This window comes from Paenibacillus sp. SEL1 (genome assembly GCF_054602535.1).
In genome coordinates this window covers 3,204,926-3,218,181 of the sequence record NZ_CM137723.1, presented here as the reverse complement: position 1 = coordinate 3,218,181, position 13,256 = coordinate 3,204,926, and the positions used below count along the sequence as shown (strand labels likewise).

At 47.6% G+C, this 13,256-nt stretch carries 12 protein-coding genes; 2 read left to right on the top strand and 10 right to left on the bottom strand.

Annotation, left to right across the window (positions count from 1 at the left end; all coding sequences use genetic code 11):
* Positions 1 to 59: 59 nt before the first annotated feature.
* Positions 60 to 1,583, bottom strand: coding sequence for a copper amine oxidase N-terminal domain-containing protein (locus ACYCSE_RS14585; protein WP_459698497.1), 1,524 nt, complete (start codon positions 1,581 to 1,583; stop codon positions 60 to 62).
* Between the two features lie 101 nt (positions 1,584 to 1,684).
* Positions 1,685 to 3,349: a PucR family transcriptional regulator gene (locus ACYCSE_RS14580; protein ID WP_459698496.1), complete on the bottom strand. Its 1,665-nt coding sequence runs from the start codon at positions 3,347 to 3,349 to the stop codon at positions 1,685 to 1,687.
* A gap of 245 nt (positions 3,350 to 3,594) precedes the next feature.
* Here ACYCSE_RS14580 and ald point away from each other — a divergent pair, with 245 nt between their 5' ends.
* Positions 3,595 to 4,725, top strand: a complete 1,131-nt coding sequence (gene ald / locus ACYCSE_RS14575; RefSeq protein WP_459698495.1) for an alanine dehydrogenase — start codon at positions 3,595 to 3,597, stop codon at positions 4,723 to 4,725.
* A 96-nt stretch (positions 4,726 to 4,821) separates the two neighbouring features.
* Here ald and ACYCSE_RS14570 read toward each other — a convergent pair whose 3' ends face one another.
* The 4 genes from ACYCSE_RS14570 to ACYCSE_RS14555 form a co-directional block, all read right to left on the bottom strand.
* Positions 4,822 to 5,358, bottom strand: a complete 537-nt coding sequence (locus ACYCSE_RS14570; protein WP_069291258.1) for a mismatch-specific DNA-glycosylase — start codon at positions 5,356 to 5,358, stop codon at positions 4,822 to 4,824.
* A 14-nt stretch (positions 5,359 to 5,372) separates the two neighbouring features.
* On the bottom strand, positions 5,373 to 6,236 hold the full coding sequence (locus ACYCSE_RS14565) for an aldo/keto reductase (protein ID WP_459698494.1): 864 nt from the start codon (positions 6,234 to 6,236) through the stop codon (positions 5,373 to 5,375).
* Positions 6,237 to 6,249: 13 nt separating this feature from the next.
* Positions 6,250 to 7,485: a WD40/YVTN/BNR-like repeat-containing protein gene (locus ACYCSE_RS14560; protein WP_459698493.1), complete on the bottom strand. Its 1,236-nt coding sequence runs from the start codon at positions 7,483 to 7,485 to the stop codon at positions 6,250 to 6,252.
* Positions 7,486 to 7,634: 149 nt separating this feature from the next.
* Complete coding sequence (locus tag ACYCSE_RS14555) at positions 7,635 to 9,086, bottom strand: PstS family phosphate ABC transporter substrate-binding protein (protein ID WP_459698492.1); 1,452 nt, start codon at positions 9,084 to 9,086, stop codon at positions 7,635 to 7,637.
* Between the two features lie 98 nt (positions 9,087 to 9,184).
* Between ACYCSE_RS14555 and ACYCSE_RS14550 the strand changes: the two genes are divergently transcribed.
* Positions 9,185 to 9,457: a hypothetical protein gene (locus tag ACYCSE_RS14550; RefSeq protein ID WP_322173414.1), complete on the top strand. Its 273-nt coding sequence runs from the start codon at positions 9,185 to 9,187 to the stop codon at positions 9,455 to 9,457.
* Between the two features lie 58 nt (positions 9,458 to 9,515).
* Here the strand turns inward: ACYCSE_RS14550 and ACYCSE_RS14545 are convergent, their stop codons facing one another.
* From ACYCSE_RS14545 to ACYCSE_RS14530, 4 genes are all read right to left on the bottom strand, one after another.
* Positions 9,516 to 9,713, bottom strand: a complete 198-nt coding sequence (locus tag ACYCSE_RS14545) for a hypothetical protein (protein ID WP_459698491.1) — start codon at positions 9,711 to 9,713, stop codon at positions 9,516 to 9,518.
* Between the two features lie 76 nt (positions 9,714 to 9,789).
* A complete protein-coding gene (locus ACYCSE_RS14540) occupies positions 9,790 to 11,886 on the bottom strand; it encodes a multidrug ABC transporter permease (protein WP_459698490.1) in 2,097 nt (698 codons plus the stop codon).
* Positions 11,861 to 12,763, bottom strand: coding sequence for an ABC transporter ATP-binding protein (locus ACYCSE_RS14535; RefSeq protein ID WP_061831055.1), 903 nt, complete (start codon positions 12,761 to 12,763; stop codon positions 11,861 to 11,863). The genes ACYCSE_RS14540 and ACYCSE_RS14535 overlap by 26 nt, the downstream gene beginning before the upstream one ends.
* Positions 12,756 to 13,145, bottom strand: a complete 390-nt coding sequence (locus tag ACYCSE_RS14530; protein ID WP_235307495.1) for a GntR family transcriptional regulator — start codon at positions 13,143 to 13,145, stop codon at positions 12,756 to 12,758. The genes ACYCSE_RS14535 and ACYCSE_RS14530 overlap by 8 nt, the downstream gene beginning before the upstream one ends.
* Positions 13,146 to 13,256: the final 111 nt, after the last annotated feature.

Sequence of the window (13,256 nt, the reverse complement as noted above, 5' to 3'; positions counted from 1 at the left end):
TTACCAATATAACAAAAAAAGAACCAGCCCCTAATTGGGCCGGTTCCTTGAATTTCTTTTTAGTCGCGTTTCAGTACATATTCCCCATCATTATTACGAGTTACTGTGGCGCCAAGCGCCTCGGCAACTGATTTGAAAGGAACATACAATGTACCATATTCATCCGTATATGGAGCTTGTGGCAGCGTCAATGTGCTTCCTTCCAATACAGCCTGTTTGGAGCCACTTTTCAGCTTAATCGTCTTACCTGTAATATCATCAATTACAGTAGTCTGTTTGGCAGCTGCATCCCATTTTAACTCGGAGCTCAGTTCGCTCGTCAGTTCACGCAATGGAATAAAGGCAGTACCACCACGATTCTCCAAGACGTAGTAATCGTCTTTAGGATCGAAAGTTGTTTCTACTTTTGTAATTTTCAAATCATTTTTTAAAATGTTGTAGATCGGAGAATTCGCTTCAAAATTGCGCAGCGTCGCTCCCGGAGTTAATTCAGCTTGTTTATTCAAGTCAATAACACCGTTAGAAATATCCACTTTATCAGCCGTCACACTACCATTGACGTTCCAGGATTGAGTTTCGGTCAGAATTGTGAAGGACTTCACCGGAAGACCGTCCACATCTGGCAAAGCAACCGTCAGGTCTGTCGCCGCTTTGCGAACATTTCCTTTTTCATCAAAATACATGTCGCTTTTCAGAACCGTGTTAGCACTCAGAACCGTTTTGATTTCAGGGGACTGTGCATACATGGTGCTAACTCCTACATCATACTGATCAACGGCCAGATCCAAATACTTTTTAACTTCGGTATAAGCCTCATTGACCATTTTTTCTTTGTTAGCACTCAGTTCCGCTGTTACTTTATCACTACCTTCAATATTCATGCCGGAAGCAATTGTTTTAGTCATATCAATGGCTTGCCCGATCAGCTCTTTCAAGCCTGCTTCGTCCTTGGCCAGATTCGCCAGGAACGGTTTTACCAATGTTACCAGCTCATCACCACGAAGTTCAGCATGCAGATGGGTCAGTTTCACTTTGTCTTTCTCACCGTATACTTCCTCGGTTACAGACGTTGCAGAAATGGTAGAAGGGTTAGGCGCATGCTTGAGCATAAGTGCAGCGGCTGTTTTCGTCAGTTCTCTCACGTCTTTGGAATATACATATGGATCAAATCCAGCAGGCAGACCGCTCAAACTCTCTTGCGAGTTCAAAGATATGTAATAAGGTTTTTTGGCACCTTCCAGTTGAATAGCCAAACCTTGGCGGTCTAAAGCAAGTTCAAACGGCAAATTATACTTATCGATGTGCAATGTACCTTTGGCAGAAGCAAGTTCCTCCGATTGTACTTTGGCTTCATCCACAGTGACGGAAATCGAATTAATCAAATCTACGATTTCCTTATCTCCTTGCGTGATTCCTTCTTTTGGAGTCAATTTAAGAGAGATTTTCTCCGTTGTCTGCTGGGATTTCACATCTAGTGTTCCCAATAAATTTTTACTTACATCAAATCCACCTACTGCCTGGCAACCTGTCAAAGCTACCATTAACAGAATAAGAGGGACGGCGATCCATTTTTTTATATTCATATTAATCCCCTTTCAAGATATTTCCGTAATCTCTTCTATTATCTCAGTGTTAACACGCATTGTAAATGAGTAGAATGGAAAATAGAACTAGTTATTTAGAATCAATTTTCAGCCTGAAGCATCCGGTAAGCCAGTAGTGCCATTTCTAGGCAACGACGTTTGTCAGGGTCTGCCAGATTTCCCTCTATGATTTCATTAATTTTATCCAGCCGATTATAAAGGGTCTGTCTGTGAATGTACAAAATTCCGGCGGTATCACGCTTGGAGCCATGGGATTGAAAATAGGCATCCAGTGTATCCAAAAGCTGCATATGGTGCTCACGATCATGCGCAATCAGCTCGCCCAAATGGTCCTCTACGAACTCTTGTAGAAATGGAATGCGGGGCACCGCCTTCAACAACTGATAGATTCCGATGCTGTCGTAAAACAACCGATCCTTCATAACTGGGACGCTTCGTGCCACTTCAATGACCTCATATGCCTCTTCAAAACTGCGATCCGTCCCCGTCATGCGATGCCTTACCTTACCAAAGCCTGCATGAATGCGCACCTTATCAAGCTGTCCTGCGGCATAATTCTGAATATATTGAACAGTATGGGCAAGCACTTTTTTCATTTGCGCTGCGGAACGCAGTGTTAATTCCTCCTTGGCACAAAGGATGTAGCATTGACTTCCCTTCATCATCAGCAGGTTGTGCAACGTTTCTTTTTTCAACAATGAACGAAGCAGCACTAGCACATCCTGATTGATGGATTCCTTGCGTACCTGACTGGCATCCTTGTCCTGATGTTCTACCTCAATGACCCCTGCCCAAAATAAATACTGCCCCTTCGATAACAATCGCAGGCCCATCCGGGTCTGAGCCTGTTCTTCACTGGGAAGCTGTCCGCTCAGTACATCCTGAATCAATTCATTTTGATTACGCAGCAATCGGTCTTCAAGAAACTGTGTTCTCAGCACCAATGTAGCGGCTGCCTTGGCAGTGTAATCGAGTAGCAGCGACATTTCTTCCGTCGGCATTTCACTATGCAGTACCAAACCTACTGCGGAAAACACCTGACCGAAGCATACAACGGGCTGGAACAAGACGGCAGTGGATTCATTTAGGTGAAACAGCAGATGCCCCTCCCGATCGGCGGTCATACTAGATTCCACTTCATTGGCATAAAAATCTGCAATACGGTCCGCTAGATCCGGCTGGACGGAAGGTACGAATCGATTGGTTTCAATGGAAGACATGTAGATGACCTGCCGGGCTGCATAGTCATGAAGCACACGCAAGAGGGCGTTCATATCAGTGCTGCGCAGGGTTTCCTGCTGAAGCTGACGTGAAAATCGCTCCAGATCTTTTAGAAGTTCATGATGTCGGTTAATAAGTAGGGAATGAATATCTTGTGTAATTTCAACAAAACGCACTGGCTGCTCAAATACGATGACCGGGAAGTGATGTCGTTCCGCCAACTCCAGAATTTCAGAGGGGATTTCATGAATGCTCGTGCCCAGCTCCACACACAATCCTGCGGCTTCCGAGCGGATCAGTTGCTCCATATACTCGGCACGCTCTCCTCCCTTCCGGGTGAGCCACAGGCCGGTCGTCAAAATCAAGTCATGACGACTCACAAACGGAGAAACATTTGTGATTTCTAGCACATGGACCCAACCCACAAGGCGATGTACGCCCTGTTCCCCCGCCGCCAGCTTCGCCCGCCGGAAAACGGGACGTTCCAGCACATCCGCAATGGTAAATGTTTTTTTACCGTTCATCGGCATTCTCCTTATGTATATGTCTTTATGTCATTTTATATGACATATATTCATCAAAAAGTCGAGCCTTCAAGTCAGATAATCCGACAAAATGTATGATGTCAAGGAGCTTCACCCCTTGTAAACTGTACCTAATCTAACATGAATTGCATTTATCGGCTTGAGTCCATGTAACTAATCGGCAGGGCTGCGCAAAAATGATAGTGTAATTTTCTTAACAATTATTTTTAGGAGAGGTGAATGAAATGAAAATTGGGGTTCCGAAAGAGATTAAAAACAATGAAAATCGTGTCGCTCTAACGCCAGCAGGTGCAGCTCAAATGATTCAACACGGACATCACGTATTTGTGGAAAGCCGTGCAGGTGTTGAAAGCGGCTTTACGGATGGAGATTATGCCACTGCCGGTGCGACTCTTGTGCAGCAAGCTGCGGACGTGTGGTCCCAGGCGGATCTGATTATCAAGGTAAAAGAGCCGCTCTCCTCTGAATACGGATATTTTCGACCAGGATTGATTTTATTCACCTATCTACATTTGGCTGCCGAGCCAGCACTGGCCCGCGCTTTAACAGACAACGGCGTAACCGCCATTTCCTATGAGACGCTAGATGTTGAAGGCAGCCTCCCGCTGCTTACTCCGATGAGTGAGGTTGCCGGTCGAATGGCTGTACAAATTGGAGCACAACTGCTGGAAAAACCAAAGGGTGGCAAAGGCATTCTGCTGGCAGGTGTGCCTGGGGTCAAACGCGGTAAAGTGACCATTATTGGCGGAGGGGTGGTCGGCACCAATGCTGCCAAGGTCGCCATCGGTCTCGGGGCAGATGTGACACTAATCGACCTGAGCCTACCAAGACTGCGCCAACTAGACGATATTTTTGGCAATCAGCTTCATACGCTGGTGTCCACCCCGTCCAACATTGCTGAAGCCGTGGCGCAAAGTGATTTGTTGATCGGTGCTGTCCTGATCACTGGTGCCAAAGCCCCGCGGCTCGTAACGGAAGCCATGGTACAGACGATGCAGCCCGGCTCTGTGATTGTGGATGTCGCCATCGACCAAGGCGGCATTGTCGAGACGATTGACCACATCACGACACACGATCAGCCTACCTATGTGAAGCATGGCGTCATTCACTATGCAGTAGCAAACATGCCGGGCGCGGTACCGCAAACCTCGACGCTCGCTCTGACGAACGCGACGCTCCCCTTTGCTCTCCAACTCGCAGATTTGGGTGTGCAGGAGGCGCTTCGCAGAAGCAAGCCACTGCTTAGCGGCACCAATGTCCTGAACGGACATATTACCTACGAAGCGGTCGCACGTGATCTGGGGTATCCTTATGTTCCCGTGGAACAGGCATGGCAGGCGAAAGCCTTACAATAGAATAGACACAGCTCAAAGAACCACACGTTCTTCCCAGCAGGGACTGAAGCGTGTGGTTCTTTTGGTGCTAGCTGTATTCACCGTGCTTACTGCATTTCAGACGATTTCTGACGAAAGGAACGTTTGGAGATGGCGATAAATATCTGTGATTTCTTCCAGCGACATGCGCACCAGTCCACTAGACGAAGGTGCCACAAATTCATGCATCTCGGGAATGAGCGGTTCAGGCTGAAATCCCCAATTCACTTTGGATTTTTTACTGTATTCGGTGTACACGCCTTTGCCGACAAAGCAAGCAACCTTCGGGCGGTATTCCTTTAGCTTCTCGTATAGCTTCAGACGTCCTTCGGCGTATTCCTCGCGTGCAATATCCTCTACTCCCCTCGTGGGACGGGAAACAATGTTCGTAAAGCCGAAGCCCAGCTTCAGCAGCTCCCGATCTTCCGATGGATCGTACAAGCGAGGTGTCAAGCCTGCTCCCTCCAGTATGCGCCAAAATCGGTTGCGCGGATTCGCATAATGATGTCCTACCTCGCCTGATTTCAAGCTGGGATTAAAGCCGATGAATACAACGGATAATCCATAATCCAGATGATCATCTACCTCATGCAGTTCTGTCTCTCGCTCTGTCATGGGCTCCTCCTTCCTCAAACCATATCCAGCGGCTGCTTCCGCGTTGGCGGAGGAAAAACTTCGTCTATTTGTTGAAGTTGTTCAGGAGTGAGCTGAATACTTGCTGCCGCTGCATTTTCTCGTACATGCGATTCCTGCACCGCCTTCGGAATTGCCCAGACATCACCGTCCCGTATGACCCACGCAAGCGCAATTTGGGATGGAGTTACCCCGTGGCTGGCAGCAATGTCTACCATAACAGGATGCTCCAACAGCCCCCGTCGCAGGCGGCCACCTTGGGCAATCGGGCAATAGGCCATCACAGGCATCCCATGCGTACGGCTCCAAGGTAGCAGATCATATTCGATGCCCCGCGAAGCTGCGTGATACAGCACTTGGTTGACAGCGCAGGCTTCGCCTCCACTTAGGCTCCAAAGCTCCTCCATGTCGGACTTGTCCAGATTGGACACTCCCCAGCTGCGGATTTTGCCCTGCTCACGCAGTTTTTCCATGCCTTGTATCGTCTCTTCCAGCGGAATATTCCCACGCCAATGCAACAAATACATGTCCACGTACTCCGTTCCCATTCGGGTTAGGCTCGCTTCGCACGCTTGAGCCAGTCCTTGGCGGTCCGCATGATGAGGATACGCCTTGCTAACAAGATAGACATCATCCCGGCGACCCCGAATGGCCTCTCCGACGATCTCTTCTGCGCCGCCCTCCGCATACATTTCAGCCGTGTCCACCAGCGTCATGCCCAGCTCCAAGCCAAGTTGAAGCGCGCGCACTTCTTCCTGGCGGAGTGACGCTTTTTCACCCATATGCCACGTGCCCTGCCCGATTAGCGGCACTTCACGACCGTCAGTCCAGGTAATCACACTTTTCTTATGTTGGCTCATATGCATTCCCTCCTTAGGAGCCTGATGCCACAGGCTTGTCAAATACATGGCTCTGCGTCCAATGCTGTCCACCATCCGAGGTGGTATACATGACTGGGGCCTGCTCTGAATCCGAGAAAATAGCCCAGCCTTCCTTGGCATTTGCCATCCCGATTTGCTGACCACCATAACCGTCAAAGCCTTGCTTGCCATTGTTCCACGTCTTGCCGCCGTCAGTCGTCCAGCCGATGGTATTGGGCTTGTCGCACGGTGCGCAGTAACCGCCCATCCATGCGGTACTGCTATTAACCGCATAGAGCATACCTGGTGCAGCCCCTTCATTTTTAGGAACCTGGTTGTCTTGCTGGCTAATACCTGGTGCCGGACCGCCGCCAGCAGTGGCATTCGCCAGCACAGCACGCCAGCTTTGTCCACTATCGGCAGTATGCCAAAGCGAATACGACGTCTGATTCATCCCCGTATCGCCAACCAGCTCAATCCATGCGTTGCCACGTTCTACCGAACGAATAATGGCCCCATTTAGAGGCGCCTCCGTTGTCCGTGACATGACAGTAGTCCACTTTTGGCCCCCGTTAACCGTGTGTAAAATCTGAAACGAACGGTCTGTGTCCTGCGTAACTGCCCAGCCGTTTTGCTGATCATGGTAATATGGCTGTCCTATCAAGTGGCCAGGCACGGGGAGCGAGGACCAACTTTGCCCGCCATCCTTCGTATATTGGTTGCCACTGAACCCTTCCTTGGATGATACAAAGTGTAAAAAGCCCGCTTGCCCTTGCTCAGGTACAGTCCCGACAACCTCCCAGCGTTTGCCGCCATCGCGAGTGGCCAGCAGCGACCCGCTGTCTGCCATAACAGCCCAGGCCTGCTGCCCGTTCAAGGCAAAAATCTGCTGAACCGTACCTTGGCCCTGATATTGCACATTCCACGTCGATCCGACTGAACCGGATGCAGCCGCGTCCGTTCGGGCAATCCAGCCATTTCCGCCGATCCAGCCGGATTGGCCGTCGATCAAACGCAGCGCGGTAATATTGTCCATGCGGACCTTCGCTATCGTAGTGTCTGTGGTTGCTTGTCCTCCTGTTTTCGGCGTATCCACAGTGGTTCCTGAACCATTCGCTTGTGCCGAGGTGACACCCTTTTGCTCATTTTGATTTTGAGCCGTTTGTTCTGTTTCCGAGCCTGTTTCACACCCCGCTGTCACTATGGCTACGGCGAGTAAAAGCACCCAGACCGATGTTTTTTTCTTCATTTTCGTTCATCCCCTTATGTTGGTGATATACATGGCTGTGCGGGTATTGTATTCACAGCCATGTATATTCTATGTATTACCCTGCTGTCTTCGTTTCACTCTTAAGGTGAATATACGGAATGGACAGAATGCAAACCAGTGTTACAGGATTACGAGTTTACAGGAACAAAGTCGCCTTTTTCGATGGCCCGGGTTCCTGCTTCGCTTTGCAGCCATTCGAGTAATCGTTGCATCGAAGGGCTTGGTTTCTCACCTTCGCGTGTAACTACAAACAGTTGAGCTGTGAATGGATATTGTTTCGAACGAATGTGTTCTTTGTCGGGCTTCACTCCATCAATAGATAAAAATTTGACCTCTTGACGATTATGCATCACATTTGCGAAATAATAAAATGAATAACCGAGCGCATTGTGATCCTTGTTAAAATCAGCAACTGCATTAATCATTTCACCCATTATACCAATTCGGAGTTCCCGAGGAGGTTCAGCCATGTCATGACCTTTCATCACTTTCTTTTGCATATATGTTTGACTTCCTGAATTCTCCTCCCGCTGATAAGCAACGATCGGCTGATGCTTTCCCCCTACTTCACTCCAGTTACGAATAGATCCTTCATATATGCTGCGTACCTGCTCCGAAGAAAGTCCGTTAACTGGATTGTCTTGATGTACGAGAAAAATAAAGGCATCCCACCCAATGGGTGTGAGCTTCATTTGTATTCCCCGGCTTTTTGCCAGACGCAGTTCCTCATCGGAAGGACCGGCCACCAGGATCAGATCCGCCTTCTTTTCGATCAAATTGACATATGCCTGATGGGTCGTGTTGAATCTCAGCTCGTGCGCCGCTCGCGCCTTGCTCATTCCAGTCAGTTCATGCAGCATATCCTGCGCAAAAGGAATGGCCGCCGTAGCCCCGTCTACTACCGGAAAATCCCTCTCTGCAATGTACGGGCGTTGAGGAAGCATCAGTGTAATCGTTAGCACAATGACGAGCGCAGCAGATATCGCGGCAACAATCCATTGCCATCTATGATCCACCTTACCATTCTTGTCGGTTAGCGCTGGATAACGATTCACCCCAACTCCTACTACCATGCCAGCTATCGGCAACAGTGCTGCCAGTAGAAACCAAACTTCACCATGCTGTGTATATGGCCCCAATACCTCCAACACAGGCTCCGCCCAAGCGTGATAGAGTGAAAAGAGCTCCCACGCCCCTCCCACTTCAGCAGGTTGGCCACCAGACCCTTGTATGCCTACAATCCACAACCACAGCCCACATAATAATGATAATAGCCCAGTCAGCATCAGCGAAAGCTTGCCCATGCTAGACATACGCGCACTCAAGGCACCATAAGCTGCAAAAATGAGACCGATAATCCATGCATATAGAAGTAATATTACAAACACAGTTGTATCTGTGACACCTTCATGCCTCAGCAGAAGCTGCACTTGGGGTGCCACAACCATACTCCAAACTACATTAAACATGACTGAAAACAATCCAAACATAAACGTACCGCCCAGCCATGGCCAAAACCATGCTATCCGCACAGACTCATCCTTTTCCAGCTTGGTTATAACTCTCTTTGGATCAGACATGTACATCCCCCTATATCTAATGAATGAAATGAGACTGTAAGCCATTGCTTCTTCATTGTACAATTATGGTAAAGATTAGTATACGAGAGGAGGAAAAAATGTCCTTATCCGATCACCCGAATCATACATCTGATGTAACCTTGCTCCGAAAAGCACATGATGATCTATGGCATTCCTTACAGCACATTCCAAGCGATGAAGCACTCAAGCTACTTCACAGCTTTGCAACCCAGGTAGCGTTCTATCACGAGAAAAAGGACAAGGAGGCGGACTGTAAAAACTACTTCCGAACTCCCTTGCCCTATATAGCGATAGCCGTTGGTATTTCACTGCCAACCGCCATGTGGCTTCTGATATTGTTCTTACCCTAATGCTTATGGCAAAAAAGGCCTTCCCCACGGGAAGGACCTTTTTGGTATCGAATCTTCTTTATATCGCTCTGGCATGGATCAAAAAACGGTGCTGCTTCACGTCCCAGTACCCATCACGTTGGATATCCAAATACAGACCATACAGCTGTTCTATATATTTCTCTGGCTGAAAGTCTGCAATCTGCCATTCAATGGCTTTTAAAAATAGTAGACAAGTGCAAAATACGTCGTACCTCCGTTGGCGAAAATGACTCATGCTTATTCAGCACAAGATCGAACCCGGCATCGCCAAACGGAGGGAAGTTGTCATCCTGTATAGCCATATCGTGGGCTTAAGGAATTGCTGGTAAAGCCTTTGCAAGCTCCGGTGTCATATCGTTCGGAGTAAAATAGTAATAGCGTGTATGGGGATCTGAACTAAATAAAGGTTTGATCTTGACCTGAACCAGGTAAGTGCCTTTCGTCATATTTGGAGTATAGCTATTAGATCTACGATTTTCCAGTACAGTGCTCCACAGCTTCGGGTCTTCAATCGTTATTGCTTTATGCTTCTGTTGGATGCTTTTAAATAGCTTATAGTCTTCAATATACTGATTGGGTTGATAAGGTTCAAGCTCTTCAGTAATAATAGGAACAGCCCGTATCGAAAAAATATCCTTGGCATCAATGATCACCTTATCCGCATACCCCTTTTGCTCTAGCCAACCTGTAAGCTTGTGATAGGAAGCCGGCCAATCAAATGAAAATTCACGAGTCCAGCTCGGTTCGTTATTGGTAAAGGATGACTCTTTGTTTGTAATAGAAACACTCCCTAGGGGATATCGATGTGATTGCATTTCGCTATAACTCATATTTAATACTTCTTCTCTGAGTATATCTTCAAATTCACGTGCTTCTTTGGGATTGGTTAAAACCACTCGTCTTTCATTATCATCTACGGATTGGATATTAATCGTCTCTGCTTTTCCTTGCAGCTTATCCAACTTGTACCTCACCATTTTGTAAGGCTCTGCTTCCATCACTTTAGTCAGTTCTGTCCGGAAGGGCTTCTCCGGGAATGTATAGCGGCGAGTCATGGTGGAACCATCATCCAAACGGTAGACTATGACTGCCGATTCGACGGCCAGGTTTTTGGACAACGTTTTCTCGCCAGCTGCATGTGCACGTACAAGTTCACGATGTAAATTTAGCACAGAGGCGATATAAGCCCTGTCTTGGGAGTAATAAGCTTCTGTTTGTGCATCTCCCCCTAGAGGCTCCTCTTGCCCCACATAAACCTTTTCTACGGAGTGAGCTGTTGGAATCCGTCCCTCATAACCCAACCAACCTGAAATCGGGATATATAGTACCAGCCCCATGATCACACCGTAAACAACCATTTCCACCAAAGCACGAACACGCACAATTTGCCATGTCTTGCGGATGACCATCTCTACAACGATGTAGCCTAAAATAGCTCCAAGTGTATAGCCAAAAATCGACCAATTTACTCCTCTTGTACCTGGATTATAAAAATAATCACCTAGTACTAGCATGGCGCATAGTATAACCCCTGCCTTGAACAAAGGCTGTAAGAAAGGAAATGCTATGGCCTGAGTCGCCTTTTCGACCAAGCGTTTACGATACAAACCATAACTCAAGGCGACAAACAGCAGAGAGATACCTAAATAGGCAAGTAGCTCTATGTAGGAAAAGGCGCGCTGCGGCAAGTTCTCCACAATGCGTACAAACGGCGATAAGTTTTCCCAAACATTATTATTACTACGAAACTCCGAACCGTTAATATATTGGACAACGGTTTCTCGTACCCGCACATAACCGTATAAATTACGTTCCAGAAAACGCCCCATCATCATGAATAGAAACTGAGGCAATAGCAGCAAAACATACACTACTACGGCCTGTAGCAACGATTGTCCCACACAAGTCCCTACAAACACGGTAAAGGTAAACAGGAAAATCGTAAGGACGGATACGACCAGAGCCCACGATCCAATATCATGGATATGGAAAATATAAGGCAGTTCGATTGACGTGTTAACCCAAGCAGTTACTCCCGCAGTCAGCCACACAGGTACAAGTAAAAGAATAAGACCGCTAATGAAATGTGCCGTTAATAGATGCTCTCTACGCAAAGGTAGGCTATGATACAAATCGGATGGCCCCTGTCGCTGAACAAAACGAAGCAGCATCACGCCTGCCAGCACCGGTACGGTCATTAAAATCAATTTTTGCAATTCATTACCCGAGTTTGTGCTATCGAACAAGCTTTTTAAAACCACTTGCGGTTGTTCATCACCAATGCTCACAAACAATGGCAGCGGTACTGTAAACAGCAATCCCGCCAAGTATAATAGACCGATCCAGCCATGCTGTGTCAAGCATTGGCGAATTACGCCGCCGCTACAGAAGAATCGGTTGGATGTCATAACCTGCGTCCTCCATTTCATAAATGAAAATTTCCTCAAGCGTCAGCGGCAACAAATCGAATACATGCGGCTCATACGCTTCAATTGTCTCTGCAATCCGCTCTCGCTCACCCCGGATAATAAGCAGCAGAACACTGCCCCTCCGCTCCTTATGTACGACCGAAAGTTGGCCACAGACAGCTTCCTCATGCATGCTGTCCCGAAAAGCAACCTGCACCTTATGCGTATCAGATTTGAGGTCGTCGACCTCTTTTTCCAACAGCATCCGTCCTTGGTGCATAATGCCCACATGATCACACATGTCTTCAATCTCACGCAAATTATGAGATGAAATTACGACGGTCATCTCACGTGCAGCGGTTTCTTGGAACAAGAGATTTTTGATCATTCTGCGCATCACGGGGTCCAGACCATCAATGGGTTCATCCAAAACCAGCAGCTCAGGCATACAGCTCAAGGCAAGCAAAAAAGCGGCTTGACGCTTCATCCCTTTGGAAAATCGGTGAAGTTTGCGCTTCGGGTCCAGCTTAAAAATACCTGTTAGCTGTGTGTAGCGTTCTTCACTCCAACTTGGATAAATAGAGCGGTAAAACCGGGCCATCTGACGAATTGTCGCTTGTGGGAAGAAATAGGGAGCATCCGGCAAAAACAGAATGTGCTGCTTGACTTCAGGCTGCTCATATACCGGCTGTCCACCGATTAACACCTTGCCAACATCGGGTCGGTAAATCCCGGCAATAATTTTGAGCAAGGTCGTTTTCCCAGCTCCGTTCGAGCCCAGCAGTCCAAAAATGGAGCCCTTCTTTACCGTAAGGGCTAGCTGATCAACAGCTTTTTCTTCTGTAAATGTCTTTGTGACTTCCCTTAATTCAATCAAGGGACATCCCCCTTTCCTTTGTTTGTGTAGCTTCCACGTATATGCCGTCCACTTCCTGCTGTGTAAAACCGAAATGGACAGCTTCGATCATTTGTTTTAACAATGCCGCCCGAATCTCATCTCGCTTGATTTGTTGCGGCTGCTGCTGGGTAGGCGTGACAAAGCTGCCTTTGCCTTGAACGGAATAAATGTATCCTTCTCGTTCCAACTCTCGATACGCCTTCTGAATCGTATTCGGATTCACCGTAAGTTGAGCGGACAATGCCCTTACAGAAGGCAATTGCTCATCCTGCTGAAGCGATCCGTACACGATCATTTCCTTTACCCTGTCCATAAGCTGTTCGTAGATCGGCTTGCGGCTGCGGATATCCAGCTCGAACATGGACTTCCTCCTTCCAACACTGGCTCAATTTCAATTTATATAGGTTAACTGTTCTAACTGTACTATTAACGATAGTACAGTTAGAACAGTTTGTCAATCTTTTCTTTGGGT

What these genes read in the sequence shown, in the direction of transcription:
- ACYCSE_RS14540 (WP_459698490.1), bottom strand. Translation starts at nt 11,886, where the DNA reads ATGACATCCAACCGATTCTTCTGTAGCGGCGGCGTAATTCGCCAATGC.
- ald (WP_459698495.1), top strand. Translation starts at nt 3,595, where the DNA reads ATGAAAATTGGGGTTCCGAAAGAGATTAAAAACAATGAAAATCGTGTC.
- ACYCSE_RS14585 (WP_459698497.1), bottom strand. Translation starts at nt 1,583, where the DNA reads ATGAATATAAAAAAATGGATCGCCGTCCCTCTTATTCTGTTAATGGTA.
- ACYCSE_RS14530 (WP_235307495.1), bottom strand. Translation starts at nt 13,145, where the DNA reads ATGTTCGAGCTGGATATCCGCAGCCGCAAGCCGATCTACGAACAGCTT.
- ACYCSE_RS14555 (WP_459698492.1), bottom strand. Translation starts at nt 9,086, where the DNA reads ATGTCTGATCCAAAGAGAGTTATAACCAAGCTGGAAAAGGATGAGTCT.
- ACYCSE_RS14580 (WP_459698496.1), bottom strand. Translation starts at nt 3,349, where the DNA reads ATGAACGGTAAAAAAACATTTACCATTGCGGATGTGCTGGAACGTCCC.
- ACYCSE_RS14560 (WP_459698493.1), bottom strand. Translation starts at nt 7,485, where the DNA reads ATGAAGAAAAAAACATCGGTCTGGGTGCTTTTACTCGCCGTAGCCATA.
- ACYCSE_RS14570 (WP_069291258.1), bottom strand. Translation starts at nt 5,358, where the DNA reads ATGACAGAGCGAGAGACAGAACTGCATGAGGTAGATGATCATCTGGAT.
- ACYCSE_RS14565 (WP_459698494.1), bottom strand. Translation starts at nt 6,236, where the DNA reads ATGAGCCAACATAAGAAAAGTGTGATTACCTGGACTGACGGTCGTGAA.
- ACYCSE_RS14550 (WP_322173414.1), top strand. Translation starts at nt 9,185, where the DNA reads ATGTCCTTATCCGATCACCCGAATCATACATCTGATGTAACCTTGCTC.
- ACYCSE_RS14545 (WP_459698491.1), bottom strand. Translation starts at nt 9,713, where the DNA reads ATGAGTCATTTTCGCCAACGGAGGTACGACGTATTTTGCACTTGTCTA.